Origin of the sequence: Streptomyces sp. NBC_00102, from assembly GCF_026343115.1 — a bacterium.
In the GTDB taxonomy this organism is placed as follows: domain Bacteria; phylum Actinomycetota; class Actinomycetes; order Streptomycetales; family Streptomycetaceae; genus Streptomyces.
The window spans coordinates 113,500-139,363 of record NZ_JAPEMC010000003.1; the positions used below are offsets into that span (position 1 = coordinate 113,500).

23 protein-coding genes are annotated in these 25,864 nt (G+C 72.9%); 9 read left to right on the top strand and 14 right to left on the bottom strand.

Annotated elements, in window-relative coordinates; all coding sequences use genetic code 11:
* Positions 1–77: 77 nt before the first annotated feature.
* A complete protein-coding gene (locus tag OHA55_RS31110; RefSeq protein WP_266712789.1) occupies positions 78–629 on the bottom strand; it encodes a DUF1269 domain-containing protein in 552 nt (183 codons plus the stop codon).
* 163 nt (positions 630–792) lie between these two features.
* Between OHA55_RS31110 and OHA55_RS31115 the strand changes: the two genes are divergently transcribed.
* On the top strand, positions 793–1,908 hold the full coding sequence (locus OHA55_RS31115; RefSeq protein ID WP_266712791.1) for a chemotaxis protein: 1,116 nt from the start codon (positions 793–795) through the stop codon (positions 1,906–1,908).
* Positions 1,909–1,936: 28 nt separating this feature from the next.
* Here OHA55_RS31115 and OHA55_RS31120 read toward each other — a convergent pair whose 3' ends face one another.
* The 9 genes from OHA55_RS31120 to OHA55_RS31160 all read right to left on the bottom strand — a co-directional run bounded on the left by OHA55_RS31120 (position 1,937) and on the right by OHA55_RS31160 (position 13,070).
* Entirely contained in the window at positions 1,937–2,899 is a 963-nt protein-coding gene (locus tag OHA55_RS31120; RefSeq protein WP_266712793.1) for a D-2-hydroxyacid dehydrogenase family protein, read from the bottom strand.
* Between the two features lie 119 nt (positions 2,900–3,018).
* Complete coding sequence (locus OHA55_RS31125; protein WP_266712795.1) at positions 3,019–5,427, bottom strand: phosphoketolase; 2,409 nt, start codon at positions 5,425–5,427, stop codon at positions 3,019–3,021.
* 76 nt (positions 5,428–5,503) lie between these two features.
* Positions 5,504–6,928, bottom strand: a complete 1,425-nt coding sequence (locus OHA55_RS31130) for an NADP-dependent succinic semialdehyde dehydrogenase (protein WP_266712797.1) — start codon at positions 6,926–6,928, stop codon at positions 5,504–5,506.
* A 221-nt stretch (positions 6,929–7,149) separates the two neighbouring features.
* On the bottom strand, positions 7,150–7,614 hold the full coding sequence (locus OHA55_RS31135) for an ATP-binding protein (RefSeq protein WP_266712799.1): 465 nt from the start codon (positions 7,612–7,614) through the stop codon (positions 7,150–7,152).
* A 160-nt stretch (positions 7,615–7,774) separates the two neighbouring features.
* Complete coding sequence (locus OHA55_RS31140) at positions 7,775–9,871, bottom strand: xanthine dehydrogenase family protein molybdopterin-binding subunit (protein ID WP_266712801.1); 2,097 nt, start codon at positions 9,869–9,871, stop codon at positions 7,775–7,777.
* Between the two features lie 30 nt (positions 9,872–9,901).
* A complete protein-coding gene (locus tag OHA55_RS31145; RefSeq protein ID WP_266712803.1) occupies positions 9,902–10,903 on the bottom strand; it encodes a xanthine dehydrogenase family protein subunit M in 1,002 nt (333 codons plus the stop codon).
* Entirely contained in the window at positions 10,900–11,496 is a 597-nt protein-coding gene (locus OHA55_RS31150; protein ID WP_266712805.1) for a (2Fe-2S)-binding protein, read from the bottom strand. The genes OHA55_RS31145 and OHA55_RS31150 overlap by 4 nt, the downstream gene beginning before the upstream one ends.
* A gap of 58 nt (positions 11,497–11,554) precedes the next feature.
* Complete coding sequence (locus OHA55_RS31155; RefSeq protein WP_266712807.1) at positions 11,555–11,944, bottom strand: hypothetical protein; 390 nt, start codon at positions 11,942–11,944, stop codon at positions 11,555–11,557.
* Positions 11,945–12,104: 160 nt separating this feature from the next.
* Positions 12,105–13,070 (bottom strand): LLM class F420-dependent oxidoreductase, encoded by a 966-nt coding sequence (locus OHA55_RS31160; protein ID WP_266712809.1) that lies wholly within the window; start codon positions 13,068–13,070, stop codon positions 12,105–12,107.
* A gap of 88 nt (positions 13,071–13,158) precedes the next feature.
* Between OHA55_RS31160 and OHA55_RS31165 the strand changes: the two genes are divergently transcribed.
* The 3 genes from OHA55_RS31165 (at position 13,159) to OHA55_RS31175 (ending at position 15,407) form a co-directional block, all read left to right on the top strand.
* On the top strand, positions 13,159–13,488 hold the full coding sequence (locus tag OHA55_RS31165) for a DUF6479 family protein (protein WP_266712811.1): 330 nt from the start codon (positions 13,159–13,161) through the stop codon (positions 13,486–13,488).
* A 70-nt stretch (positions 13,489–13,558) separates the two neighbouring features.
* Positions 13,559–14,476, top strand: a complete 918-nt coding sequence (locus tag OHA55_RS31170; RefSeq protein ID WP_266713548.1) for a cation diffusion facilitator family transporter — start codon at positions 13,559–13,561, stop codon at positions 14,474–14,476.
* Positions 14,477–14,582: 106 nt separating this feature from the next.
* A complete protein-coding gene (locus tag OHA55_RS31175) occupies positions 14,583–15,407 on the top strand; it encodes a VOC family protein (RefSeq protein WP_266712813.1) in 825 nt (274 codons plus the stop codon).
* 38 nt (positions 15,408–15,445) lie between these two features.
* Here OHA55_RS31175 and OHA55_RS31180 read toward each other — a convergent pair whose 3' ends face one another.
* The 3 genes from OHA55_RS31180 to OHA55_RS31190 form a co-directional block, all read right to left on the bottom strand.
* Complete coding sequence (locus OHA55_RS31180) at positions 15,446–16,006, bottom strand: DUF6328 family protein (RefSeq protein ID WP_266712815.1); 561 nt, start codon at positions 16,004–16,006, stop codon at positions 15,446–15,448.
* A gap of 183 nt (positions 16,007–16,189) precedes the next feature.
* Complete coding sequence (locus OHA55_RS31185; protein WP_266712817.1) at positions 16,190–16,777, bottom strand: GNAT family N-acetyltransferase; 588 nt, start codon at positions 16,775–16,777, stop codon at positions 16,190–16,192.
* Positions 16,778–16,988: 211 nt separating this feature from the next.
* The gene (locus OHA55_RS31190; RefSeq protein ID WP_266712819.1) at positions 16,989–17,399 is read right to left on the bottom strand and encodes a DUF1992 domain-containing protein; all 411 of its coding nucleotides are present in this window, start codon (positions 17,397–17,399) and stop codon (positions 16,989–16,991) included.
* Between the two features lie 208 nt (positions 17,400–17,607).
* Here OHA55_RS31190 and OHA55_RS31195 point away from each other — a divergent pair, with 208 nt between their 5' ends.
* Positions 17,608–18,207, top strand: a complete 600-nt coding sequence (locus OHA55_RS31195) for a hypothetical protein (protein ID WP_266712821.1) — start codon at positions 17,608–17,610, stop codon at positions 18,205–18,207.
* Positions 18,204–18,986, top strand: a complete 783-nt coding sequence (locus tag OHA55_RS31200; protein ID WP_266712823.1) for a hypothetical protein — start codon at positions 18,204–18,206, stop codon at positions 18,984–18,986. Before OHA55_RS31195 ends, OHA55_RS31200 begins: the two co-directional genes overlap by 4 nt.
* 148 nt (positions 18,987–19,134) lie before the next feature.
* On the opposite strand, the gene OHA55_RS31205 is transcribed toward OHA55_RS31200, so the two are convergent.
* On the bottom strand, positions 19,135–19,944 hold the full coding sequence (locus OHA55_RS31205; protein WP_266712825.1) for a tyrosine-protein phosphatase: 810 nt from the start codon (positions 19,942–19,944) through the stop codon (positions 19,135–19,137).
* A 420-nt stretch (positions 19,945–20,364) separates the two neighbouring features.
* On the opposite strand from OHA55_RS31205, the gene OHA55_RS31210 reads away from it, so the two are divergent.
* The 3 genes from OHA55_RS31210 to meaB are packed head-to-tail and all read left to right on the top strand — an operon-like array spanning position 20,365 to position 25,484.
* A complete protein-coding gene (locus tag OHA55_RS31210; RefSeq protein ID WP_266712827.1) occupies positions 20,365–22,218 on the top strand; it encodes a methylmalonyl-CoA mutase family protein in 1,854 nt (617 codons plus the stop codon).
* Positions 22,218–24,473, top strand: coding sequence for a methylmalonyl-CoA mutase (scpA, locus tag OHA55_RS31215; protein ID WP_266712829.1), 2,256 nt, complete (start codon positions 22,218–22,220; stop codon positions 24,471–24,473). The genes OHA55_RS31210 and scpA overlap by 1 nt, the downstream gene beginning before the upstream one ends.
* A gap of 12 nt (positions 24,474–24,485) precedes the next feature.
* Positions 24,486–25,484: a methylmalonyl Co-A mutase-associated GTPase MeaB gene (gene meaB / locus OHA55_RS31220; protein WP_266712831.1), complete on the top strand. Its 999-nt coding sequence runs from the start codon at positions 24,486–24,488 to the stop codon at positions 25,482–25,484.
* Positions 25,485–25,864: the final 380 nt, after the last annotated feature.

Genomic DNA, 25,864 nt, shown 5'->3' on the forward strand with positions numbered 1-25,864 from the left:
ACCGTCCGAGGCGAACGGCGGCGCGGCGGGCACCCCGGACGCGGACGGCCCCCCGGGCGGCTCGGCGCCGGCCGGACTCACCTGTTCCCGTCGGTCGCTCCGGGCCCGGACGCATCGCCTCCGGCAGCCTCGGGGTCCTCAGGGTCCTCGGCGAAGACGCTGCGGAGCCGCTCCTCGCTCGTGGCGTCCAGGTTGCTGTGGAGCAGTTCGGCCCCACCGCCGGGGAGCGCAGCGCCGATGCGGTCGGCGACCTCGTCCACGGTGAGCAGGAAAAGCGCGGAAGTCCCGGGCGTGACCTGCTCCTTGACCTCGTCGATGAAGTCGTCGTCGATCCCCACGTCGGCGAGCTTGCCGCCCAACGCCCCGGCCGCGGCGCCGATGGCCGCGCCGAGCAGCGGCATCAGGAAGAGCAGCCCGAAGAGCATTCCCCAGAAGGTGCCTCCCAGCGCACCGGCGCCGACCAGGCTGCGGAGCTGTCTGGTGCGGGGTTTCGCGCGGTCGGCGGGCCAGCTGACCACCGCCGCGTCGATGATCTTGATCAGCCCCTCCTTCTGGAGGGACTTGAGTGACTCCTCGACACTCTCCGCGGCGTCCGCCGTCCGGAACTTCCACACGGTAAGGGTGGACATACCGCTACCTCCCGAGCACGACAGCTGCTAATTGGCCCATATTAGGATCAAAAGGTATGAATTGACTCGTCGGGCCTTCCGTCACCTGGAGCGGGGAACGGCCCGGGCCCCGCGGTACACCGCGCCGGGCCCTCCACCGGAATCGAACCCCTGGGAGGGAACGATGGACACGGACGCCCTGACCACCGGAGTGCTCAAGGAATTGCGGGCGACCCGCACCTATCCGGTCCTGTCCCTGACGATGCCCACCCACCGCCGCGCTCCGGACAACGCCCAGGACGCCGTACGGCTGCGCAATCTGGTCGCCGCGGCCACGAGTCACCTCGACGCCGATCCGCGGGTGTCGCGCGAGACCGCCGCCGCCCTGCGGGCGCAACTGGACCGTGCGGTCGCCGAGGTGGACCCGCGCCGGGCGCTGGACTCCCTGGTGCTCCTGGTGAGCACGGAGGAGTACCAGATCTGGCAGCTGCCCCGTACCGCTCCCGAGCGGGTGGTGCTGAGCGACACCTACCTGACCCGCAACCTGGTCGCGGCCAAGGCACAGGCACAGCCGTTCTGGGCACTGACCGTCGCCGCCGACCACGCGAACCTCTGGGGCGGCACCGCGGACTCCGTGCACCTGGAGGAGAGGGGCGGCTTCCCGCTGGCCGCCCCGAGCGAGGCGCCGAACCCGCAGCGGATGGAGCGGATCGGCGACACCCCGAGCACCTTCTCCGACGAGGAGACCCGCCAGTTCCTCCGTACGGCCGACGAGAAGCTGCGCGCGGTGCTCGCCGCCGAGCCGCGCCCCCTGTACCTGGTCGGGCTGCCGCCCGCGCTCGCGCTGCTGGACAGCGCCGGAGACGGCGCCCACGCGGCCGTCGGCCGGGTCGCCAAGGGGGCGCCCGCCGACATCACGCCGACCGCCCTGCTCGCGGAACTCGGCACGGCGATGGCGGAGCACGCGGAACGCCGCGCCGCCGAGGTACGCGCCCGGCTGGACGGCGCGCGCGGGGCCAAGACCTTCGCGGGCGGGCTGGACGAGGTGTGGACCGCCGTGCAGGAGGGGCGCGCCGGGCTGGTCGTGGTGGAGGAGCACTTCCAGGAGACGGCGCGACTGACCGAGGGGCACCTCGTGCCGGTGGGCGACGAGGAGGTCGCCCCGGGCGACGAGACGGTACGCGAGGACGTGGTGGACGAACTCGTCGAAGCCGCCCTGGACAGCGGGGCCGAGGTGGTGTTCCTCCCGGACGACACCCTGAACGAGCACCACCGGATCGCGGCGGCGCTGCGCTACTGAGTGCCGCCGCGATCCCGCCCGGTCCGCCTCACGCCCCCAGGAGCCGGACCGGAGCGCCGGCAAGGTACGCCTCGATGTCCTCGACCGCTTCGCCGTAGTAGCGCGCGTAGTTGGCGCGGGAGACGTAGCCCAGGTGCGGGGTGGCCAGAAGGCGCGGCGCGGTGCGCATCGGGTGGTCGGCCGGGAGCGGCTCGGTGTCGTACACGTCGACGGCGGCGCCCGCGATGGTCCCGGCGCGCAGGGCCGCGAGCAGGGCGTCCTGGTCGACGATGGCCGCCCTGGAGGTGTTGACGAGGTAGGTGTCCGGGCCCATGAGCGCCAGCTCCGGGGCGCCGATCAGGCCGCGGCTGCGGTCGCCGAGCGCCAGGTGGACGGAGACGAAGTCGCTGGTGGCGAGGAGCTCTTCCTTGGACGCGGCGAGTCCGGTGCCCACCTCGGCGGCCCGCTCGGCGGTGAGGTTCGGGCTCCAGGCGACCACGTCCATGCCGAAGGCGAGCCCGACCGCGGCGACCCTGCTGCCGATCCGGCCGAGCCCGAGCAGTCCGAGGCGCCGGCCGTGCAGATCGGCGCCGACCGTCGACTGCCAGGGGCCGCCGGAACGCAGCGCGGTGGACTCCGGGACGATGCCGCGGGCGAGGCCCAGCAGCAGGGCCCAGGTGAGTTCGACCGGCGGGGCGAATGAGCTGGCGGTCCCGCACACGGTGACTCCGTTGCGCGCGGCAGCCTGGTGGTCGATGACGGTGTTGCGCATGCCGGAGGCGACGAGGAGGCGCAGCCGCGGCAGCCGGTCGAGCAGGCCGGCGGGGAAGGGGACGCGTTCGCGCAGGGTCACCACGATGTCGAAGGTCTCCAGCGCCGCGGCGAGTTCGTCCTCCGTGGCGAAGTGCTCGGGGAAGGAGACGACGTCCACCCGGCCGGCGAGCGGGGACCAGTCGGCGGCCCGGGTGGCGACGGACTGGAAGTCGTCGAGTACGGCGCAGCGCAGTGTCATCGGTTCGGCTCTCCTCGGGCAGGCGTTGGGCCCGGCCATGATCGCTCACCGCGGATCGCGGGACGGGACCGGGCTCCGGGCAGCCCCGCGCGGGGCTGCCCGCTAGAGCACCCGCCGGGTCAGCCGGTCCAGGTCCAGTCGGCCACCTCCGGCATGTCCTCGCCGAACTCGCGGATGTAGGCGTGGTGGCGGGTCCGCGCGTCGGCCATGGCCTGGCGTACGGCGACGGCGCGTACGCCGAGTCCGGGCACCCGGTCGACGACGTCCATGACGAGCCGGTACCGGTCCAGGTCGTTGCGGACCACCATGTCGAAGGGGGTGGTGGTCGTGCCCTCCTCCTTGTAGCCGCGTACGTGGAGGTTGGCGTGGCCGGCCCGTCGGTAGGCGAGGCGGTGAATGAGCCACGGATAGCCGTGGTAGGCGAAGATGACCGGCTTGTCCCGGGTGAAGAGCGCGTCGTACTCGGAGTCGGGCATGCCGTGCGGGTGTTCGCCGTGCGGCAGCAGCCGGGTCATGTCTACGACGTTCACCACGCGTACCGAGAGGTCGGGCAGGTGGCGCCGGAGCAGGTCGGCGGCGGCCATGGTCTCCAGGGTGGGGACGTCTCCCGCGCAGGCGAGCACCACGTCGGGTTCGCCGCTGCCGTCCTCGGTGCCCGCGAATTCCCACACCCCGGCGCCGCGTGCGCAGTGGACGCGGGCCTGGTCCATGGTCAGCCAGTCGAAGGTCGGCTGCTTCCCGCAGACGACCACGTTGACGTAGTCGCGGCTGCGCAGCACGTGGTCGGCGGTCGAGAGCAGGGTGTTGGTGTCCGGCGGCAGGTAGACGCGCACGACCTCGGGGCTCTTGTTGAGGATGTGGTCGACGAACCCGGGGTCCTGGTGGGAGAAGCCGTTGTGGTCCTGGCGCCACACGTGCGAGCTGAGCAGGTAGTTGAGGGAGGCGACGGGGCGGCGCCAGGGCAGCCGGCGCGAGGTGCGCAGCCACTTGATGTGCTGGTTGACCATCGAGTCGACGATGTGGGCGAACGCCTCGTAGCTGGAGAAGAGCCCGTGGCGGCCGGTGAGCAGATAGCCCTCCAGCCAGCCCTGGCAGAGGTGTTCGGAGAGGATCTCCATGACCCGCCCGTCGCGGGCGAGGTGTTCGTCGGTCGGAAGGATCTTCCCCTGCCAGCCCTTGCCGGTGGCGCCGTAAACGGCGTCGAGCCGGTTGGACGCGGTCTCGTCCGGGCCGACGAGCCGGAAGTCGCGGCGCTCGGAGGTCGCCGCCATGACGTCTTCGAGGAGCCGGCCGAGCACCCGGGTGGGTTCGTGGGACGAGGCGCCGGGCTTGTCGACACTGACGGCGTGGTCGTCCAGCGGGGGTACCGGGAGGTCGCGCAGCAGCAGTCCGCCGTTGGCGTACGGGGTCGCGCCGAGCCGGAGGTCGCCCTCGGGGACCGTCGCGAGCACCTGGGCGGTGGGGCGGCCGGCGTCGTCGAAGAGTTCTTCGGGCCGGTAGGAGCGCAGCCACGCCTCCAGTTGCCGCAGGTGGTCGGGGTTGTCGCGGACCGCGGAGAGCGGGACCTGGTGGGCGCGCCAGGTTCCTTCGACGGGCAGCCCGTCGACCTCTGCGGGCCCGGTCCACCCCTTGGGCGTACGCAGGACGATCATCGGCCAGCGGGGGCGCTCGGTGGCCCGGCCGCCCCGGGCGGCGCGCTGGATCTCGCCGATCCGGTCCACCGCCGCGTCCAGCGCGGCGGCCAGTGCGCGGTGGACGTCCTCGGGGTCGTCGCCGCTGACGTGGATCGGGTCGTGGCCGTATCCGCGCAGCAGCTGGTCGAGTTCGTCCTCGGGGATGCGGGCCAGTACCGTCGGGTTGGCGATCTTGTAGCCGTTGAGGTGGAGGATCGGCAGGACCGCTCCGTCGTGCACCGGGTCGAGGAACTTGTTGGAGTGCCAGGAGGCCGCGAGCGGTCCGGTCTCGGCTTCTCCGTCGCCGACGACGCAGGCGACGAGCAGGTCGGGGTGGTCGAAGGCGGCACCGTAGGCATGGGCGAGGGCGTAGCCCAGCTCGCCGCCCTCGTGGATGGAACCGGGTGTCTCGGGCGCCACGTGGCTCGGCACTCCGCCGGGGAAGGAGAACTGCTTGAAGAGCGCCCCCATGCCTTCGGCGTCCCGGCCGATGTCGGGGTACGTCTCCGAGTAGCTGCCCTCCAGCCAGGAGTTGGCGAGGACGGCGGGGCCGCCGTGCCCGGGTCCCCAGACGCAGAGCGCCGGCCGGTTCCGCGCCTTGATCACCCGGTTGAGGTGGGTGTGGACGAGGTTGAGCCCGGGTGAGGTGCCCCAGTGGCCGAGCAGCCTCGGTTTGATGTGTTCGCGGGCGAGGGGCTGCTCCAGCAGCGGGTTCGCCATGAGGTAGATCTGTCCCGCCGCGAGGTAGTTGGCGGCCCGCCAGTGGGCGTCGAGGGCGGCGAGTTCGTCGTCGTCGAGCACGGTGGTACCGGGCGTGGGCGCAGAGGGTGCCGGCTGCCCGGCGGTGCTGGTCACGAGTCGGTCTCCTCCTGGTGGGTGGACGCGGCGCCGGGCGTCGGTGCCGCGGAAAGGGTGCGGCGCACGGGCCGGATCACGCCCCGCCGTCGTCCCCCGTGGGGCCGTACCAGACGGTGGTCGCGTTGCAGAACTCGCGGATGCCATGGCCGGCGAGTTCCCTGCCGTAGCCGGAGCGCTTCACTCCGCCGAAGGGCAGGGCGGGGTGGGAGGCGGTCATGCCGTTGAAGAAGACGCCGCCGGCCTCCAGGTCGCGGACGCAACGCTCCATCTCGTCCGGGTCCCGGGTCCAGACGTTGGAACTGAGGCCGAAGGGCGTGTCGTTGGCGAGCTCCAGGGCCTCTTCGAGTCCGGAGACCCGGTAGAGGGTGGCGACCGGGCCGAAGGTCTCCTCGCGGTGGATCCGCATCTGCGGGGTGATGCCGGCCAGGACGGTGGGCGCGTAGAACCAGCCGTGGTCCAGTCCGGCGCCGAGTCCCTTCGGCCGTCCCCCGCCGCAGAGGGCCTCGGCTCCCTTGCCGAGGGCGTCGTCGACGAGTTCCTCCAGGTCGGTGCGGCCCTGTTCGGTGGAGAGCGGGCCGACGTCGGTGGACTCCTGGAGCGGGTCGCCGACGGTGAGGGCGTCCATGGCGGCGGTGAAGCGGGCGGCGAAGGCGTCGTACACGTCGGTGTGGACGATGAACCGCTTGGCGGCGATGCAGGACTGGCCGTTGTTCTGGACCCGGGCGGTGACGGCGGTCCTCGCGGCGCGTTCGACGTCGGCGGAGGGCAGGACGAGGTAGGGGTCGCTGCCGCCGAGTTCGAGGACTGTTTTCTTCACCGTGTCGCCGGCGGTCGCGGCGACGGCGCGGCCGGCGGGCTCGCTGCCGGTGAGGGTGGCGGCGACGACCCGGTCGTCGCGCAGGACCGCCTCGACGTCGCGGGAGCCGATCAGGAGCGTCTGGAACGCCCCGGCCGGGAAGCCGGCCCGGTGGAACAGGTCGCCCAGGTAGAGGGCGGTCTGCGGGACGTTCGAGGCGTGTTTGAGGAGCCCGACGTTGCCCGCCATCAGTGCGGGCGCCGCGAAGCGGACCACCTGCCAGAGCGGGAAGTTCCACGGCATCACGGCGAGAACGACGCCGAGCGGCCGGTAGTGGACCCGGGCGCGGGTGGCTCCGGAGTCCTTGACGTCCTTCTCGGAGGGCTGCTCGTCGGCGAGGAGGCGTTCGGCGTTGGCCGCGTACCAGCGCATGGCCTTGGCGCATTTGGCGGCCTCGGCACGGGCCGCCGCGAGCGGCTTGCCCATTTCCAGGGTCATCGTGCGGGCGATGGCGTCCTGGTCCGCGTCCAGCAGGCCGGCGGCCTTCTCCAGCAGGGCGGCCCGCTCGCCGAAACCCGTGGTGCGGTAGGTGCGGAAGGTGTCGTACGCGGTGGCGATCCGTCGCTCGATCTCCGCCGCGCCGATCGCCTCGTACGTTTTCAGCGTCTCACCGTTCGCGGGGTTCACCGTCGCGATGGGCATGGCAGTGGCCTCCTTGCCTGGGTTCTTCGACCGTCCCGCGCCTTCGCTCCCGGCGCAACGCGGGCCCCCTGGGGTGTGTCGTCACGCTGCCGTCTGCCGGGCGGCCTCCGGCCGGACGACGGCAATGTGACAACGCACCCAAGCAGCACCTACCCGGCCGACGCGGATCATGCGCGCCGGGGGCACGCGATCCGGATCGGCCGGGCGGGGGGGCGAAGGGGTCAGACACGGTCCAGGGCGGCGGCGGGCAGCGGCCGGGCCTCGGGGGTTCTGTCCAGGGGCGTGCGGGGCAGCAGGCCGGTCGGGCGGGGCACCTCGGCGTACCGGGTGAACCAGACGACTTTGCCGTCGTCCGTCCGGCAGGTGCCCCAGCTGTCGCTGAGCGCCATGACCCGGCTCAGTCCGCCGCCGGTGGCCAGCAGCCTCGGCATCCCCTCGCCGTTGTCGGCCACGGCCACCGTCAGATGGCGGCCGGTCCAGCGGAGTTCGATGACGCACTCGTTGTCGCCGCCGACGTGCCGGTGGACATTGGTCAGCAGTTCCTCCAGCGCCCGGCAGACCGGGCGGACGTGGAGTTCGAGACTCCAGTGGCGCAGGTGCGCGGCGACGATGCGCCTCAGCTGGGATACGCGCTCTGCCGACACCTGCAGTTCGACCAGATAGTGCCGGTCGAGTGGAACGGTCATCGTCGGGGCTCCTCACCGCGAGGCCCACGTGCGTGTCCGTCGTGGTCCGACGGCCCCTGAGCACGAAGCGTGAGCGGTCATCACTTCTGTGTCACTCCTCAGGGTGACGCCACTCGTCCGGGTGCGCAACAGTTGGCCCATCGCCGCTGGTGGAGACGGTCTACGGCAGGTAGGGCAGGATCTTGTCCGGGGTGAGCGGGAGTTCGGTCAGCCGTGCCCCGGTGGCGTGCCGCACGGCGTTGCCGATGGCGGCGGCGGTGCCGACGATGCCGATCTCGCCGATGCCCTTGCTGCCCATGGGGTTGAGGTGGGGGTCGTCCTCGTCGATCCAGTGCGCCTCGACGTCCGGCACGTCGGCGTGGGCCGGTACGTGGTAGGCGGCGAGGTCGCTCTCGGTGAAGTCGCCGTACACCGGGTCCAGGGTGCTGCCCTCGGTGAGCGCCATCCCGATGCCCATGACCATGCCGCCGATGAACTGGGAGCGCGCGGTACGGGAGTTGAGGATGCGTCCGGCGGCGTAGACGCCGAGCAGCCGGCGCACACGGATCTCGCCGGTGAGCTGGTCGACGGCTGTCTCGGCGAAGTGGGCGCCGAAGGCGTGCCGGGAGTACGGGGACTCCGCGCCGGTCTCCTCCCGGGTGTCGGCGGACACCGTGATGCCCTCGGCGGGCAGCGGCCCGGAGTGCGCGGCGAGCCGGGCGGCGAGGTGGGCGGCGGCCTTGTGCACGGCCCACCCCCAGGAGGCGGTGCCGGAGGAGCCGCCGGCGAGCGAGGCGGTGGGCAGGTCGCTGTCGCCGAGGGCGACCCGCACCCGGTCGGCGTCGGTGGAGAGCGCGGAGGCCGCGATCTGGGCGAGGACGGTGCGGGCGCCGGTCCCGATGTCGGTGGCGTTCACCTCGACGAGGTAGCTCCCGTCGGCGGCGGCGTGCGCGGTGGCCGTGGAGGGCGCGACGAGTACGGGGTACGTCGCCGCGGCCACGCCCGTACCGATCAGCCAGCGGCCGTCCTGCCGGGAGGCGGGGCGGCGGTCGCGGTCCTGCCAGCCGAAGCGTTCGGCGCCCTCGCGCAGGCAGGCGACCAGGCCGCGGCTGCTGAACGGTTTGCCGGAGTCGGGCTCGGTGGCGGGTTCGTTGCGCACCCGCAGTTCGACGGGGTCGATACCGAGCGCGCAGGCGAGTTCGTCCATGGCGGACTCGAGGGCGTACATCCCGGGCGCCTCCCCGGGGGCGCGCATCCACGAGGGGCTCGGGACGTCGAGAGCCACCACGCGGTGGGTCGTACGGCTGTGCGGGGAGGCGTACATGATCCGGGCCGGTACGGCGGCCTGCTCCACGAACTCCTTGACGGTGGAGGTGTGGGTGGCGACCTCGTGGCTCAGGGCGGTGATCACGCCGTCGTCGTCGGCGCCGATCCTGACGCGGTGCACGGTGGGCGCGCGATGGCCGACGACGGCGGGCAGCTGCTTCCTGGGCAGCGCGAGCTTCACGGGCCGGCCGGTGTGCAGCGCGGCCATCGCGGCGAGCACCACCTGGGGGCGCGGGGTGCCCTTCGAGCCGAAGCCGCCGCCGACGTGCTCGGAGATCGCGGTCACCCGGTCCGCCTCGATCCCGAAGACGGCGGCCAGGGTGTCGCGGACCGTGCTGGAGCCCTGGCTGGAGTCGTGGACGGTCAGCCTGCCGTCCTCCCACCGGGCGGTGGTGGCGTGCGGTTCCATCGGGTGGTTGTGCAGGGGACCGATCCGGTACGTCGTGTCGATCCGGTTCTCCGCGTCCGCCCAGGCCCGCGCGAAGTCGCCGCGCTCTCGGACGGCCGGGAAGCCGCCGTTGGCCTTCTCGGGGGTGTACAGCCCGGGGTGTTCGTCGGTGAGGACGACGTCGTGCGGTTCGCGCGCGTACTCGGTGACGACGGCGTCGGCTCCGGCCCGGGCCGCTTCGAGGCTGTCGGCCACCACCAGAGCGACGTACCAGCCGCGGTGCGGGACCCGATCGTCCTGGAGCACCGCGAGGGCCGGGTCCTCGGGGGTGTGGAGGCGGGGCGCGTTGTCGTGGGTGAGCACGGTGTGCACGCCCGGGAGGGCGAGCGCGTCGGCCGTCCGGACGGCGGTGACCCGCCCCTTGGGCACGGTGGCGGGGACGGGCCAGGCGTAGAGGCAGCCGGGCGGGGTGTGCTCCGCCGCGTAGCGGGCCGCCCCGGTGACCTTCTCCCGGGCCTCGCGGCGGACGACGGGTGCACCGAGCGGCTGGGGGGCGTGGCTCATGACGGATCCTCGGGCGGGGTGGGGTGGGGTTCAGGCGGAACGGGGACCGGTCCGCCCGGTGAGCTCCGTGAGTACGTCGACGGTCAGCCTGCGGGCGAGGCCTACCTTGAAGGCGTTGTCGCGCAGCGGCCGGGCCGCGGCGAGCTCGGCGTCGGCGGCACGCGCGAAGGTCTCGGCGGTGGCGGGTGCGTCGCGGAGCACCGCCTCGGCGGCGGTGGCCCGCCAGGGCCGGTGGGCGAGACCGCCGAAGGCGAGGGCGGCGTGCCGGACGCGGCCGTCGCGCACCGTGAGGACGGCGGCCACCGAGACGAGCGCGAAGGCGTACGAGGCCCGGTCGCGGACCTTGCGGTAGAGCTGCGCCGAGCCCCCGGGCGCCGGGGGCAGGACCACCCCGGTGATCAGCTCGCCGGGGCGGATCACCGTGTCCTGGTCGGGGTTGTCCCCCGGCAGCCGGTGGAATCCGGTGACGGGTACGGTCCGTTCGCCGTCCGGTCCGTGGAGCACGACGGTGGCGTCGAGGGCGGCGAGCGCGGCGGACAGGTCCGAGGGGTGGGTGGCGACGCAGTTCTCGGAGTGGCCGAGGACGGCGAGGTCCCGGTGGGCGCCCTCGCGTGCGGGGCAACCGGTGCCGGGCAGGCGCTTGTTGCACGGTTTGGACACGTCCTGGAAGTACGGGCAGCGGGTGCGCTGGAGGAGGTTGCCGCCCGTGGTGGCGATGTTGCGCAGCTGGCCGGACGCCCCGGCGAGCAGCGCCTGGGTGAGGACCGGGTAGCGCTCGGTCACGAGGGGGTGCGCGGCGAGATCGCTGTTGCGGACGGTCGCCCCGACGCGCAGCCCGCCCTCGGGGGTGGGTTCGGTGCGGTCCAGGGGCAGCCGGGTGACGTCGACGAGGAGGGCCGGTGTCTCGACGCCGAGTTTCATCAGGTCGACGAGGTTGGTTCCGCCGCCGAGGAAGCGGGCTCCTGGGTGTGCCGCCACCGCGGTCACGGCTTCGGTGACGGAGGCGGGTCGCAGGTAGCCGAAGGGCTTCATCGGGCCACGTCCTGGATCGCTTCGACGATGTGGGGGTAGGCACCGCACCGGCAGAGGTTGCCGCTCATCCGTTCACGGATCTCGTCGGGCCCGAGGCGTACGGGACCGGGCGCGGCGAGGGCGGCGGGCGGGGTGGCGTGGGAGGGGAAGCCGTCCTCGGCCTCGGCGAGCATGCCGACGGCGGAGCAGATCTGGCCGGGGGTGCAGTAGCCGCACTGAAGGGCGTCGCGGTCCACGAACGCCTCCTGGACGGGGTGGAGCCGGCCGTCCTCGGCGAGCCCCTCGACCGTGGTGACACGGGCACCGTCCTGGGCGACGGCCGGCAGCAGGCAGCTGTTGGCGCGGCGGCCGTCGACCAGGACGGTGCAGGCCCCGCACTGCCCGTGGTCGCAGCCCTTCTTGGCCCCGGTGAGGCCGAGGTGTTCGCGCAGCGCGTCCAGAAGGGTGGTGCGGTGGTCGAGCGACACCGTCCGGGCCGCGCCGTTGACGTGGAGGGTGACGGAGGAACGGTGCGGGAGGCCGGTGTCCTCCGTTTCCCACGGAGGGGGGCCGAGCACCGTCTCCAGGTCCTCGGCCGGCCGGTGGGGTTCCATGGGCGGGTGCCTTCCGTTCTGTTGTCCGACCGGACGGTGGCGGTGCGGGGCGCGTGTGTCAGCGGCTGGTGAGCCGCATCCTGACTTCCTCTTCCTGGTCCCCCGCCGCGGTGCCGATGTCCTCCACCGAGAACACCTCCCCGAGGTGCCCCTTGAGCCGGTCGACTGCCCAGTAGCCTCCCTGGGCATCGAGGGTGACCGGCCCGGCGAGGGAGGCGGGTCCGGCGGACTCCTTCTTCGTGGAGACGTCGACGGTCGCGGACCAGATGGTCGGGCGGGGCGCGTTCGCGTCGGTGGGCGCGTCGGCTGCGGCCCTGTCGGACGTGAAGGAGCGGCGGAGCACCTCGAACACGGTGCTCGCGTCGTCGGTCGTGCACTCGCTCAGCGAGACCAGGACGTCGTAGTTCTCCTGATGCTCGGAAGCGGTCTTGTCGCTGGTGTTCACCATGGTTCCTTTCTCGGGAGCCGGACGCGGCGGAGCCGGCCCGTTCCCAGGCTCGCCCCGCGGCGGGAAGTCGGCGACACGGGTACGGCAGTCGGCCGAGTGGCTGCCCCGGGTCCTGCCCGGGAAGAACCCGCGTACGCGTGGAGATCACGCGCGGGCAGGCTCACAGTGCGCGCAGCGCGGGCAGCAGCGTCTTCTCCGCCCAGGCGATGAAGGGCTGCTGGTGCGCCCCGCCGACCTGGATGAGCGCGATCTCCGTGAAGCCCGCGTCGCGGTAGGCGAGTACCGCTTCGGTGAACTCGTCCACGTCGCTCCCGCAGGGGATCGCGTCGGCGACGTCCTCGGGTCGTACGTACGTGGTGGCCTGGTCGAATCCGTCGGGCCCCGGCAGCTCGGAGTTGACCTTCCAGCCGCCCACCGACCAGCGGAACTGCTCGTGCGCGCGGGCCACGGCGGCACCGCGGTCGGGGTCGTAGCAGACGGGGAGCTGGCCGACCGAGGGTTTGCCGGCGCCTCCGTGGCGGGCGAAGGCGTCGAGGAGTTCCGCCTTGGGCTCGGTGGCGACGACGAGGTCCGCCAGTTCGCCGGCGATCGCGCAGGATTTCGGTCCGGAGACGGCGATCCCGATCGGCACCCGAGTCTCCGGGAGGTCCCACAGCCGGGCGTTCTCCACCTGGAAGTGGGTACCGGCATGGTTCACCACGCCGCCGTCGAAGAGGGCACCGATGATCCTGGCCGCCTCCTCCAGCATGTCGAGCCGGACCCTGGCGCGCGGCCACCCGGCGCCGGTGACGTGTTCGTTGAGGTTCTCGCCCGATCCGAGCCCGAGCCGGAAGCGGCCCTCGGAGAGGATCTGGAGCGTCGCCGCCTTCTGCGCGACGACGGCCGGGTGGTAGCGGACGGTCGGGCAGGTCACGTACGTCATGAGCGGGATGGTGGAGGTGGCCTGGGCGGCGGCGCCGAGCACGGTCCAGGCGTACGGAGCGTGCCCCTGTTCGGACAGCCAGGGGAAGTAGTGGTCGGAGGTGACCGAGAAGTCGAAGCCCGCGCGTTCGGCGGCGACGACGTCCGCCACGAGCTCCCGGGGGCCGGTCTGCTCGGTCATCATCGTGTAGCCAATTTTCACCATACAAACCACTTATCCGGCCATATAGCTACAAAACATGAATTCGATTGAATGGCTGTCTGACGCACCGCATCCGGGGTATCCGGCATGCATGGACGTATCCAACGGAGCCCAGGCCGCCGCATCCACGACGCTCGCCGTATCGGGAGCGCTGGGGACCGGCCTCATCATCGCCGCGGTCGCTGTCGTGGCCCTGCTCATCGGCGCCTTCTGGTTCGGCATGCGCCGCCGCGACAAGGAACTGCCGCCCCCGCGCGCCGACGAACAGCCCATCCCGCCCGCCCATCGCTCGCACATCCAGCAGGAGAACGTGCACGGCGAGGACCGGTTCCCCGAAGACGGCACCGCGCTGTCCCCGTACGAGCTCGGGGAGCGCGGCACCGGCAGCACTCCGCCGGAGAGCGACCGGCCCCGTGACTGAGGGCATAGCCACCGGGCGCCGGTCCTCCGCCGCCCCACCGGACGCACCCGACGCGGGGGCGACGGGCGAGGTGAACGGGAAGTCCGCCGACCGGCGGACCCGGATCACCGTGCTCGTCGCCCTCGCGGCGAATCTGGTCATCGCCTCGGCCAAGACCGTGGGCGGGCTGCTGTCGGGCTCGCCGGCCCTGCTGTCGGAGGCGGCACATTCGGTGGCGGACAGCGTGAACGAGGTCTTCCTCCTCGCGGCCCTGCGGCGCAGCCGCCGCCCGGCCGACGCGCGTCACCCGTTCGGCTACGGCAAGGAACGGTATTTCTGGTCCCTGCTCGCCGCGGTGGGGATCTTCGTCATGGGCGGCTGCTTCTCCTTCTTCCAGGGTTTCGAGGCGCTGCGCAGTCACGAGGAGGAGTCGGGCTCCTCCGGTTACGCGGTCGGCCTGGCCGTCCTCGGTGTGGCGCTGGTGGCCGAGGGCACCTCGCTCGTACGAGCCCTGCACCAGGTGCGACACGAGGAGGGCGGCGCGAAGGACCCGGCGCTGCGCACGGTGGTCGCGGAGGACGCCACCGCCGTGATCGGGGTCGTGCTGGCCATGGCCGGCATGGCGCTGCACCTGGTCACCGGGAACGTCGTCTGGGAGGCGTCGGCCTCCCTCGCCATCGGAGTGCTGCTCGTGTACGTGGCCTTCCGGCTCGGCCGGGACGCCCGCGACCAGCTGATCGGCGAAGCCGCCGATCCGGAGCTGCGCGAGGCCATCGGGGACTTCCTCGGCCGTCAGGCGGAGATCGACAATGTCGAGTCCCTCCTCACCATGCGGCTGGGGCTCGACTCGGTCCTGGTCGCCGCCCGGGTCGACCTCTCGCCCGGGATCGACAGCGAGGAGGTCGAGCGGGTCTCGGTCCGCATCAGGCGGACGATGAGCCGTACGTGGCCCCAGGCGGACCATGTCTTCCTCGACATCACCAACGCACCGCCCACCGGCGGGGTCTGAGTCCGCCGGTCGCGTGTTGCGGGACCGGTCCCGTCGGCCGACGCTGGTTCTGGCCCCGCGGCAGTCGGCAGACGGGCCCGCCCGACCGGACGAAGGCAGTGTGAAGATGACCGGAAGCGATCCCCGTACGACCCCCGGCGCCGTGCCGCTCACCGGCGCGACGGCGCCCTGCTGGGTCAACCTGCTGACCCGGGACCTGGAAGCCGCGCAGCACTTCTACGGCCTCGCCCTGGGCTGGACCTTCCACCCCAGCAAGCTCGGCCCCGAGTTCTCCGTCGCCCGTCGCGACGGGGTACCGCTGGCCGGCCTCGGAGGCGTCTCGTCCGCCTACCAGACCGCTGTCGCCTGGCTGCCCTACTTCGCCGTGGAGGACGCCGACGTCGCGGCCGGGCGGGTGCGCGAGCGCAGCGGGACGGTGGCGGTGGGGCCGCTGACTCTCGGCAAGGGGCGCGGGGTCCTGGCGTCCGACCGGGACGGAGCCGTGTTCGGGCTCTGGGAACGGCTCACGCCCGCCGCCAAGCGCTCCACGTCCGCCGACCGCTCGTACGCCTGGCTGCGGCTGCGCACCCGGAACGCCTTCGACGCGGCGATCTTCTACGGCGAGGTACTCGACTGGGCCAGCGGGCGGCCCGGCAGTTGCGAGGTCTCCTACGAAGAGGAGGAGGTCATCGTGCGCTGCGAGGAGCGCCCGCTGGCGCGGATCAGTTCGGGGGCGGTCGAGGCCTCCCCCGATCCGGTCATGCGCCCCCACTGGCAGGTGCAGTTCCTGGTGGAGGACGTGGACGGCACCGCGGAGGCCGTGCTCCGCTCCGGCGGGACGGTCATCGCCCGCAACGAGGTCCGGGGCGGCAGGGAGGCCGTGGTGCGCGACCCCGACGGCGCGGTCTTCGGCGTCACGGAGGCCAGCAGCCCGGTGGCGGTCTCGGTCTGAGGCCGGTCCGGCGGCTGGATGCCCGGCCCGCCGCCGGCTCAGGACCAGGGCTTCTCGTTGGGATCGTGCCGGGCTCGCGGGGTCCGACCGGAAGTCCCCTGGGCCGGGCCGGTGGTGCCCTGTCCGTGGTCACGGGCGATCGCCCACAGCGGGAAGACGAACCAGCAGACGGCGAACCACGCCGCCATGCCGCCGACGAGCCAGAGCGCCAGTTGGTTGTGGAGCGCCACCCGCAGGATGAGCAGCAGCGCGCTGCACATGGTGCAGAAGAGCAGGCCGAGGCCGAGGACGGTGAGCCGCGACGCCCAGGTGACGGTCTGGGGCTTCAGCCGGCGTCCGGTGAGCAGCCGGTGGTAGGAGACCGGGCCGATGAGGGCCGCGGCGGTCGAGGAGCCCAGTATCACCGTGACGACGTAGATGTTCCGGTCGGTGGTACCCAGTTCGGCGAACCTGGGCTGGAACACGACGGCGAGCAGGAAGCCGAACAGGATCTGTACGCCCGTCTGCGCGACCCTCAGTTCCTGGAGCAGGTCCGTCCAGCGCCGGTCCGCCCGTTCCTCGGCGCTCTCCTGTCGTCCGTCGTCCCGTGCGAGCGTCACGGAAGTTCTCCCCTCGTCGGCGGTGCCCGGCCGGGGCGGTGTGCCACCGGCCGGGTCCTACGCCTTCCCCGCACCCGTCGCCGTGAATCCGCGGGACCGCCGTCCCGGAGCGTCCGGGGCGGGGTGCTCGGTCCGGCGGGGCGGCAACGCCCGGAGAGCTGCCGCCCTTGTAGCGGGCGGCGCTCAGGCGATGGGGAGCGTCAGTTCGGGCCGGTCCCACATGACGTACGGCGGGGTGGCGGGAACGGTGCCGGTGCGTTCGGCGCCGACGCGGCGGTAGAAGCCCTCGGCGGGGGGATGGGAGACGACCCGGACGGCGTCGAGGCCGGCCCGGGCGGCCTCCTTCCGCAGGTGGGCGATGAGCAGGCGGCCGATCCCGCGTTCCTGGGCGGCGTCGGCGACGAACATGAGGTCCAGCTCGCCGGTGGCGGCGGAGCCGCGGGGCTCGCCCGTGCCGTTCGGGCCGTTCGGGCCGTCCGGGCCGTCCGGGCCGTTCGTGTCGAGTACGAGGGAGTAGAAGCCCAGCACCGGGGTGCCTGCCCCGGTTCCGGCATCGGCCCCGGTGCCGGCCCCGTTTCCGGTTCCGGCGACCGCGACGAAGACTCTGTGGGCCTCGATGTAGTCGGGCCCGACGCGGTACCCCTCGACCATGGGCGCCCAGTGGCCCTCGTACGCCCGCGAGGTCCTGACCAGGCGGGTCAGCTGCTTGGCGTCCTTGGCGACGGCCCGCCTGATGAGTACCGCACCGGGGTCGGTGCTTCGCGCGTCCATGGGGCCATTGTCGCTCAGGGGCCGTACGGGACGGACGGCCCGTACCGGGTCCATGACGACGAGGTCGTGGCGGCAGCGGCGCCGACGGGCCGGACCCGGAGTGGGACCTCGGCCCCGACGGGGCGGACGGCCTCGACGCACGGGCGCGGGACACCGTCCGCTCCGGGTGGCAGGGCATCCGGGAAGCACGCCGGCCGGGTGGGAGCGGTGGTCAGTCGGCGTGTCCGGCCCGCGCCGCGCGCCATTCCCCGACCGTCTTCTCGACGTCGAAGCGCCCGAGGTTGAGCGGCGGGCCGGGCGGAGGCATCCGCACGGCCTCGTCGATCTTCTCGTTGATCGCGTCGAGCAGTTCCCGCACCCGGCGTTCGGAGACCGCATCGGCGATCTTGCGGCGGACGTCCTCCGCCTCCTTGCGCAGGGCGAGGGCGGGCGGCAGGACGGAGAGCCCTTCGCGCTGCATCTTCTCCTTGATCCACCAGTCCTCGTCGTAGGCGCGTCCCAGTCCGGGGAGCGGCTTGCCGAAGCCGGGCAGGGAGGCGAAGTCCCCGCGCTGTTCGGCTTCGTGGATCTGCCGGTCCACCCACGAGTCGAAGCTGACGCCGGGGGGCTTCCGTTCGGTCACGCCACACCTCGTTCTTCCGTCCGGCCAGGTCACTTCCACGATACCCAGAGCCGCCGCTCGAACAACGCTGTCTCGAACTGCCGGTCGGGGGTACACGACTTCACGCACCCCGCTCGGCCGGATCAACCGGCCGGAGCCCGGATCGGAGGGAGTTGACGACCGTGCGAGAGAACTGCGTACCGGACAGCGAACGGCGGGAGACGCGATCATGACGACCGTACTGATCATCATCGGTGTCCTCGTCCTCGCGGCGATCGCCGGCTGGCTCCTTCTGCGCGGACGGACGACCGGTGGCGCCGGGCTGAAGCGCCGCTTCGGACCCGAGTACGACCGGGTGCTCGCCCACCACCAGGGCGACACCAAGCTCGCCGAGCAGGAGCTCGGGGAGCGGGTGAAGCGACACGGTTCGATCCGCGCGCAGCCGCTGTCGGCCCAGGCGCGGGAGCGGTACACCGCGCGCTGGACCCGGGCGCAGGAGCGGTTCGTCGACGCTCCCGGGGACGCGGTCGCCGAGGCCGGCGACCTCCTCGACGAGCTCTCCCGCGAGCGCGGTTTCCCGGAGGCGGGCAGCGTCGAGGACCGCGCGGAGGCGCTGTCGGTCCACCACGGCGCGCACGTCGACGCCTACCGCCGGGTGCACGCGGCGCGCGACGGTTCGGGTAGCACGGAGGAGTTGCGTCAGGACCTCGTCGAGGCCCGCGCGCTCTTCGACGCGCTGCTCGGGGACCGGATCGCCGAACGGGTCGAGCGGGACGACCACACGGACATGCGGAAGCAACACCACACGAAGGGAAGTGTGACGTCATGACGTACGGATCTTCCACGAACGATGAGCGGTTCGACGGGGCGGCGGACGCCCGCCGCCCGGACGGGACCACCAGGACGGACAGCACGGACGACTCCACACGCCCGGCGGCCGTCCGCTCCGAGGCTTCCGAGCGGACCGGGGCCACACCCGCCCCGGAGAGTGCCGCGGGCCCCAGGCCCTCGCACGCTCCCAGGACGCCCGGCGCCGGCTCCCCCGCCGGAGTGAAGGCGGCTCCGGAGAAGACGGCCCCGGAGAAGGACGCGGAGGCGGAGCGGCCGGTGCAGAACTCCACCGCGACCGCCGACGAGAGCCTCGCCCCCCGCTCCGACCGGGACTTCGGGACGAGCCGCCCGGACCGTTCGGGTACGGCCGACGCGGACCGCACCGGGCCCCTCGGCGCGAACGCGGGTGCGGACCGGACCCGGGCGGACGATGCCGGAACGCGCCGCGGGACCACCGGTACTTCCGCGTCCGCCGCGAAGGGTGTGGACCACGACCGGGCCCTGCTCGCCGGGACGGACCACGACGAGTTGGAAGGGCGGATGCGGCACGCGGTCAGCGACTTCGTGGAGGACCCGCAGCGCGCCGTCCGGGAGGCCGGCGCCACCCTCGACGCCGTCACGGAGAACCTGGTCAAGGCGCTCGCCGAGCGGAGCACCGCGCTGCGCGCCGAGGAGGGCCCGGACGGTGCGGACGGCCGCAACGGCGAGCGGACGGAGCAGCTGCGGATCGTGCTCCAGCACTACCGCGACCTCACCGACCGGCTCCTGGCGGTCTGAACCGCCCCGGCCCACTGCGTGGTCCCGGCGCCGGAGCACGGCGCCGGGACCACGCAGTGCGACCACGAGCGGCCGGGAGGCACACGGACATACCGTCCGCGCCTCCCGGCCGCTCAAGCGTTCCCCTCGCGGAGACGGCCCCGCGCGCCTACACCGGTACGCCGACGGGGACGGTCAGCTCCTCACGCAGCCGCTCCACCACCGGGTCCGGCAGTCGCAGCCCACTGCGCACGTAGCCGTCGAGCCCGCCCCACCGCTCCTCCATCGCGTCCAGGGCGACATCGAGGTAGCGGGGCCGCGCCTCGATGACGGCCGAGGCGATGGCCGGGTCGCCGCCCGCGTCGAGGAAGCGCCGTACCGAGGGAGCGAAGGCGAGGCGTACGGCGGGGTTGACCGCGAGGAACTCGGCCCGGACGGTCTCCCGGGGCGCCCCCAGGATCATCAGCAGGACCGCGGTGGCCCACCCCGTCCGGTCCTTTCCCGCCGTGCAGTGGAAGAGCACCGGCCGGGCCGACGCGTCCGCCGCGGTCTCCAGGAAGGCGCGGTAGGCGGCCGCGGCCCCCGGGGAGAGCACCATCTGGCGGTACGTCTGCGCGAACACCTCCTCCGCCCTCCCGCCGCCCAGCGTCTCCTCGGCGGCGGCCGGATCGGCCAGCAGGGCCCTGAGCCGGGCGGGGGCGACGCCCGGGTTGCCGCCCAGCACGTCGGCCACGAAGAGCCTGGCTCTCGGCGGCAGCCGGTCCGGTGCCCAGTGGCGTTCGTCGGCGGTACGCAGGTCCACGACCGTGCGGACACCGAGCGCGGCGACCGCCATGTCGTGCTCCGGGTCGAGTTCGCTCAGCTGGCCCGAACGCAGGAGGATTCCCTGCCGCACCCGCTGGTCGTGGCCCAGGGCGATGCCGCCCAGATCCCGCAGATTGACGACGGTGGTGGCCGGGACGGCCCGGGCGGTCTGCACGATGAACTGCCTCTTTCCCGACGTTTTACGCATTTACGTATCAACGTCGCATGTCAGAGGCGATTCGACAACGGAAAACGCCGGAGCACACCGCCGCTTCGGCGCCGGCGCGCTCCCCGTCCGGGGCAGCCCGTGCGTGCCTCCCCATCCGGTCCGGTCCAACCGCACCGGGCCCGCCGCCCCCCGTGGACCGGACGCGGCTCGCTCCGCGACGCGGCAAGCGGTTGCGTGGGCCGGAAGAGGGACCACCTACCGGCGTCCCTGTCACCCCCTTACGGCCCCCAGTCGTCCCTGACCAGGCGCCGACACCCCGGCCTCGGCCGCAACACGCTGCGTGTTCGCCCGGACGCGCATCGGAGAGGGATAGGTCACAGCGGCTCCCTCTGCTGGTCCCCCGCCCAACTGTCCTAGCATCTGGGCATGACGGTCCTGCCTGCTGACGGGCTCCCCCTGGCCGCCGAGTTCGCTGACGCTTCCCCGGAGCAGTGGCAGACCCTCGTCGAGGGTGTGCTGCGCAAGTCGGGCAAGGACGTCACGGGTGAGGCCGCGCTGGAAGCCCTGTCCACGACGTTGGAGGACGGGCTCACCACCCGCCCCCTGTACACCTCCCGCAGCGACGCGCCCCCGGCCGGGCTGCCCGGTTTCGCGCCCTTCACCCGGGGTGGCGGACCCGCCGGCAACGCGGCGGGCGGCTGGGACGTGCGGCAGCGCCACGCGCTGACCGACCCGGTCCGGCTCAACGAGGCCCTGCTCGCCGATCTGGAGAACGGCGTCACCTCGCTCTGGCTCGGCGTCGGCGGGCACGGCGGCGTACCGGTCCTGGGCCTGGACCGGGCGCTGGAGGGCGTACTGCTCGACCTCGCCCCGCTGGCCCTCGACGCCGGGGACGACTCCGGCGCGGCGCTGGCGGAGCTGGTGCGGCTGTACGCGGACCGGGGCGTCGCCCCTGAGGCCGTGCGCGGCAGCCTCGGTATCGATCCGCTGGGCGGGGCCGCCCGCACGGGGGCCGCGCCCGACCTGAGCACCGCCGTCGAGTGGGCCGGCCGGTGCGCCGGGGAGTACCCGGGGCTGCGGGCGCTGAGCGTGGACGCTCTGCCGTACCACGAGGCCGGTGGCGGCGTGGCCCAGGAGCTGGGCCTCTCGCTCGCCACGGGGGTGGCGTACCTGCGGGCGCTGACCGCCGCCGGGATGTCCGTCGAGACGGCCTGCTCGCAGCTTGAGTTCCGGTACGCGGCGACCGCCGACCAGTTCCTGACGATCGCCAAGCTGCGGGCCGCGCGCCGGCTGTGGGCGCGGGTCGCGCGGGCCTGCGGGGCGCCCGGCGCGGGTGCCCAGCGGCAGCACGCGGTGACCTCGTCGGTGATGATGACGCGGCGTGACCCCTGGGTGAACATGCTCCGCACCACGCTGGCCTGCCTGGGTGCCGGGGTGGGCGGCGCGGACGCGGTGACGGTCCTCCCCTTCGACGAGGCCCTGGGCCTGCCGGACGCCTTCGCCCGGCGGATCGCCCGGAACACCTCGACCATCCTGATGGAGGAGTCGCACCTGGCCCGGGTCGTCGACCCGGCGGGCGGCTCCTGGTACGTGGAGCGCCTCACCGAGGAACTGGCCGTCGCCGCCTGGGCGTTCTTCCAGGAGATCGAGCGGGCGGGCGGCCAGGAGGCGGCCACCGCCTCGGGTCTGGTCGCCGAGCGGCTCGCCGCGACCTGGGAGAAGCGCTCGCGGGACCTGGCGCGCCGCAAGGAGCCGGTGACGGGCGTCAGCGAGTTCCCGCACCTGGCCGAACCGCCGGTGGAACGCGAAGCGGCGCCCGCGGCGCCGTCCGGCGGCCTGCCGAAGGTCCGCCGTGACGAGGCCTTCGAAGCACTGCGGAGCCGCTCCGACGCCCACCTGGCGGCCACCGGGGCCCGTCCGGAGGTCTTCCTGGCGGCCCTCGGGCCCGCCTCGGCGCACACCGCGCGGGCCTCCTTCGCCGCGAACCTCTTCCAGGCCGGCGGCATCGAGACGGTCCACCGCCCGGTCACCGTGGACGCCGCGACGGTCGCGGACGCCTTCACCGCGTCCGGCGCGTCCACCGCCTGCCTCTGCTCGTCCGACGCGGTGTACGAGCAGGAGGCGGCCGACGTGGCCGCTGCGCTCGTGGCCGCCGGAGCGGACCGGGTACTGCTCGCCGGCCGCCCCGCCGAGGTGGCCGGAGTCGACGCGTACGTCTTCGCCGGCTGCGACGCCGTCGCCGTGCTCTCCTTCGAACTCGACCGACTGGGAGTTGCGTGATGCAGAACCCCGAGACCCCCGAAGCCGCCGGGACCGGTGGCGTCGCCGCGGGCCCCATCCCGGACTTCACCACCGTCCCGCTGCTGGACGGGGAGGCTCCCCCGGCGCCCTCCGCCGACCACTGGCGGGCCGCGGTGAAGGAGTCGACCGGCAGTTCGGTGGACGACCTGCTGTGGGAGACTCCCGAGGGCATCACGGTCAAGCCGCTGTACACCGAGGCGGATCTGGAGGGCGTCGATTTCCTCGACACCTTTCCGGGCATCGCCCCGTACCTGCGCGGTCCGTACCCGACGATGTACGTCAACCAGCCGTGGACGATCCGTCAGTACGCCGGTTTCTCCACCGCCGAGGAGTCCAACGCCTTCTACCGGCGTAACCTGGCGGCCGGTCAGAAGGGACTCTCGGTCGCCTTCGACCTGCCCACGCACCGGGGGTACGACAGCGACCACCCCCGGGTGACCGGTGACGTAGGCATGGCCGGCGTGGCGATCGACTCGATCCTCGACATGCGCCAGTTGTTCGACGGCATTCCGCTGGACCGGATGTCGGTGTCGATGACGATGAACGGCGCGGTGCTGCCCGTGCTCGCGCTGTACATCGTGGCCGCCGAGGAGCAGGGCGTACCGCCCGAGAAGCTGGCCGGAACCATCCAGAACGACATCCTCAAGGAGTTCATGGTCCGCAACACCTACATCTATCCGCCGGGCCCCTCCATGCGGATCATCTCGGACATCTTCGCGTACACCTCGCGGAAGATGCCTCGGTACAACTCGATCTCCATCTCCGGGTACCACATCCAGGAGGCCGGGGCCACGGCCGACCTGGAGCTGGCCTACACCCTCGCGGACGGGGTGGAGTACCTGCGAGCCGGGCGGGACGCCGGTTTGGACGTGGACGCGTTCGCGCCCCGGCTGTCGTTCTTCTGGGCGATCGGCATGAACTTCTTCATGGAGATCGCGAAGCTCCGGGCCGCTCGGCTGCTCTGGGCCAAGCTGGTCCGGGAGTTCGAGCCGAAGAACCCCAAGTCCCTTTCGCTGCGCACCCATTCCCAGACCTCTGGTTGGTCGCTGACCGCGCAGGACGTGTTCAACAACGTCACCCGCACCTGCGTGGAGGCGATGGCCGCCACCCAGGGGCACACCCAGTCGCTGCACACCAACGCCCTGGACGAGGCGCTCGCGCTGCCGACGGACTTCTCGGCCCGCATCGCCCGCAACACCCAGCTGCTCCTCCAGCAGGAGTCCGGCACCGGACGGGTCATCGACCCGTGGGGCGGCAGCGCGTACGTGGAGAAGCTGACGTACGACCTGGCGCGGCGGGCCTGGCAGCACATCGAGGAGGTGGAGGCGGCCGGCGGCATGGCGAAGGCCATCGACGCGGGCATCCCGAAGCTCCGGATCGAGGAGGCCGCCGCCCGTACGCAGGCGCGCATCGACTCGGGCCGCCAGCCCGTCATCGGCGTCAACAAGTACCGCGTGGAGACGGACGAGAAGATCGACGTCCGCTCGGTCGACAACTCCTCCGTGCGCACCCAGCAGATCGAGAAGCTCCGCCGGCTGCGGGCGGAGCGGGACGAGACCGCCTGCCAGGACGCGCTGCGCGCGCTGACGGAGGCGGCGGGGCGCGCCCCGGGCGCCGATCTGGAGGGCAACCTGCTGGCCCTGGCGGTGGACGCGGCGCGTGCCATGGCCACGGTGGGCGAGATCTCGGACGCGCTGGAGAAGGTGTACGGAAGGCACGCCGGGCAGATCCGTACGATCTCCGGGGTGTACCGCAAAGAGGCAGGAGAGTCCCCGTCGGTGGACCGCACCCGCAAGCTGGTCGACGACTTCGAGGAGGCGGAGGGCCGCCGCCCGCGCATCCTGGTCGCGAAGATGGGCCAGGACGGCCACGACCGCGGCCAGAAGGTGATCGCGTCGGCCTTCGCCGACCTGGGCTTCGACGTGGACGTCGGCCCGCTGTTCCAGACGCCCGCCGAGGTGGCGCGGCAGGCGGTCGAGGCGGACGTGCACATCGTGGGCGTCTCGTCGCTGGCCGCCGGCCACCTCACGCTCGTCCCCGCACTCCGGGAGGAGCTGGCGGCCGAGGGGCGCGAGGACGTCATGATCGTCGTCGGCGGGGTGATCCCGCCGCAGGACGTCGAGGCCCTGCACGAGGCGGGGGCGGCCTCGGTCTTCCCACCGGGCACGGTCATCCCGGACGCCGCGTACGACCTGGTGCGGCGGCTCGGTGCCGCGCTCGGCCACGAGCTGTGAGCCGCTGACCCGATGGCACCGACGATCGACATCGAGAGTTACGCCAAGGGAGTGCTCGACGGGAAGCGCGCGTTCGTCGCGCGCGCGATCACCCTCGTCGAGTCCTCCCGCCCCGACCACCGGGTGCTCGCCCAGGAGTTGCTGAGCAGGCTGCTGCCGCACGCGGGCCGGGCCCGGCGGGTCGGGATCAGCGGGGTGCCCGGGGTCGGCAAGTCGACCTTCATCGACGCGCTCGGCACCCTGCTGACGGGGCTGGGGCACCGGGTCGCGGTGCTCGCGGTGGACCCGTCGTCCACCCGTACCGGCGGCTCCATCCTGGGCGACAAGACCCGGATGGAGCGGCTGTCCGTGGACCCGCGCGCGTTCGTCCGCCCCTCGCCCTCGGCGGGCACCCTGGGCGGGGTGGCGAAGGCGACCCGCGAGTCCATGGTGGTGATGGAGGCGGCGGGTTACGACGTGGTGCTGGTGGAGACGGTCGGCGTCGGCCAGTCGGAGACCGCGGTCGCGCGCATGGTCGACACCTTCCTGCTGCTCACCCTGGCGCGTACGGGCGACCAACTCCAGGGCATCAAGAAGGGCGTCCTGGAACTGGCGGACGTCATCACGGTGAACAAGGCGGACGGCCCGCACGAACGCGAGGCCCGCTCGGCCGCACGCGAACTGGCCGGCGCCCTGCGGCTGATGCACCCGGCCGACGCCGCGTGGACCCCTCCGGTCCTCACCTGCAGCGCCCGTGAGGCGACGGGCCTGGGCGCGGTGTGGGAGAGCCTGGAGCAGCACCGCACGCTGCTGGACTCGACGGGGCGCCTGGCGGCGAAGCGGAGCGAGCAACAGGTGGACTGGACCTGGAGCATGGTCCGGGACGAGTTGCTGGAGAGCCTGCGTTCCCACCCGGACGTACGGGCGCGGGCGCCGGAGCTCGAACGGCGGGTGCGCGAGGGCGATCTGACGGCGACGCTGGCCGCGGAGGAGATCCTCGCGGCGTTCCGGGGCGGGTCCGGGCGCGGGTGACGGCGGGCCGGAAGGCCTGCCACGACGCTCCCCGACGGTCGTACGGGGGCAGCAGCCGGAGCCGGCGCGCGGAGTAAAAGTCGCGCGCCGGCTCCGGCGTTTCCGGACTCCCCCCTGCCGGAGCCCCGTCTTTGCCGGGCTCCCCCACCCCGCGCTCGACGGCCCCTCGCCCCCGGAGAACCGGCAACCCTGTTCCCTCCGGCCACTCGCCGTGGTACTCTCCGAAAAAGCACTCGTGCACGTCCCCGCCGGGACGCCGGTGCAGATTCCTCTTCCTCGCTGTCGCACCTGTCGGATCACGACCCGCGATTCAGCTCACTCCCCCAGCAACTCGCATTTCCCGTTTCCCGCACGCGTAGAACCGGTCCGTCGTGCCCGTG

Bases quoted from the DNA above. Each gene is read 5' to 3' on its own strand.
- OHA55_RS31175 (WP_266712813.1), top strand. From the start codon at position 14,583: ATGACCGGAAGCGATCCCCGTACGACCCCCGGCGCCGTGCCGCTCACC.
- OHA55_RS31155 (WP_266712807.1), bottom strand. From the start codon at position 11,944: ATGGTGAACACCAGCGACAAGACCGCTTCCGAGCATCAGGAGAACTAC.
- OHA55_RS31140 (WP_266712801.1), bottom strand. From the start codon at position 9,871: ATGAGCCACGCCCCCCAGCCGCTCGGTGCACCCGTCGTCCGCCGCGAG.
- OHA55_RS31165 (WP_266712811.1), top strand. From the start codon at position 13,159: ATGGACGTATCCAACGGAGCCCAGGCCGCCGCATCCACGACGCTCGCC.
- OHA55_RS31185 (WP_266712817.1), bottom strand. From the start codon at position 16,777: ATGGACGCGCGAAGCACCGACCCCGGTGCGGTACTCATCAGGCGGGCC.
- OHA55_RS31135 (WP_266712799.1), bottom strand. From the start codon at position 7,614: ATGACCGTTCCACTCGACCGGCACTATCTGGTCGAACTGCAGGTGTCG.
- OHA55_RS31115 (WP_266712791.1), top strand. From the start codon at position 793: ATGGACACGGACGCCCTGACCACCGGAGTGCTCAAGGAATTGCGGGCG.
- scpA (WP_266712829.1), top strand. From the start codon at position 22,218: ATGCAGAACCCCGAGACCCCCGAAGCCGCCGGGACCGGTGGCGTCGCC.
- OHA55_RS31210 (WP_266712827.1), top strand. From the start codon at position 20,365: ATGACGGTCCTGCCTGCTGACGGGCTCCCCCTGGCCGCCGAGTTCGCT.
- OHA55_RS31110 (WP_266712789.1), bottom strand. From the start codon at position 629: ATGTCCACCCTTACCGTGTGGAAGTTCCGGACGGCGGACGCCGCGGAG.
- OHA55_RS31150 (WP_266712805.1), bottom strand. From the start codon at position 11,496: ATGGAACCCCACCGGCCGGCCGAGGACCTGGAGACGGTGCTCGGCCCC.
- OHA55_RS31145 (WP_266712803.1), bottom strand. From the start codon at position 10,903: ATGAAGCCCTTCGGCTACCTGCGACCCGCCTCCGTCACCGAAGCCGTG.
- OHA55_RS31195 (WP_266712821.1), top strand. From the start codon at position 17,608: ATGACGACCGTACTGATCATCATCGGTGTCCTCGTCCTCGCGGCGATC.
- OHA55_RS31120 (WP_266712793.1), bottom strand. From the start codon at position 2,899: ATGACACTGCGCTGCGCCGTACTCGACGACTTCCAGTCCGTCGCCACC.
- OHA55_RS31130 (WP_266712797.1), bottom strand. From the start codon at position 6,928: ATGCCCATCGCGACGGTGAACCCCGCGAACGGTGAGACGCTGAAAACG.
- OHA55_RS31160 (WP_266712809.1), bottom strand. From the start codon at position 13,070: ATGGTGAAAATTGGCTACACGATGATGACCGAGCAGACCGGCCCCCGG.
- meaB (WP_266712831.1), top strand. From the start codon at position 24,486: ATGGCACCGACGATCGACATCGAGAGTTACGCCAAGGGAGTGCTCGAC.
- OHA55_RS31200 (WP_266712823.1), top strand. From the start codon at position 18,204: ATGACGTACGGATCTTCCACGAACGATGAGCGGTTCGACGGGGCGGCG.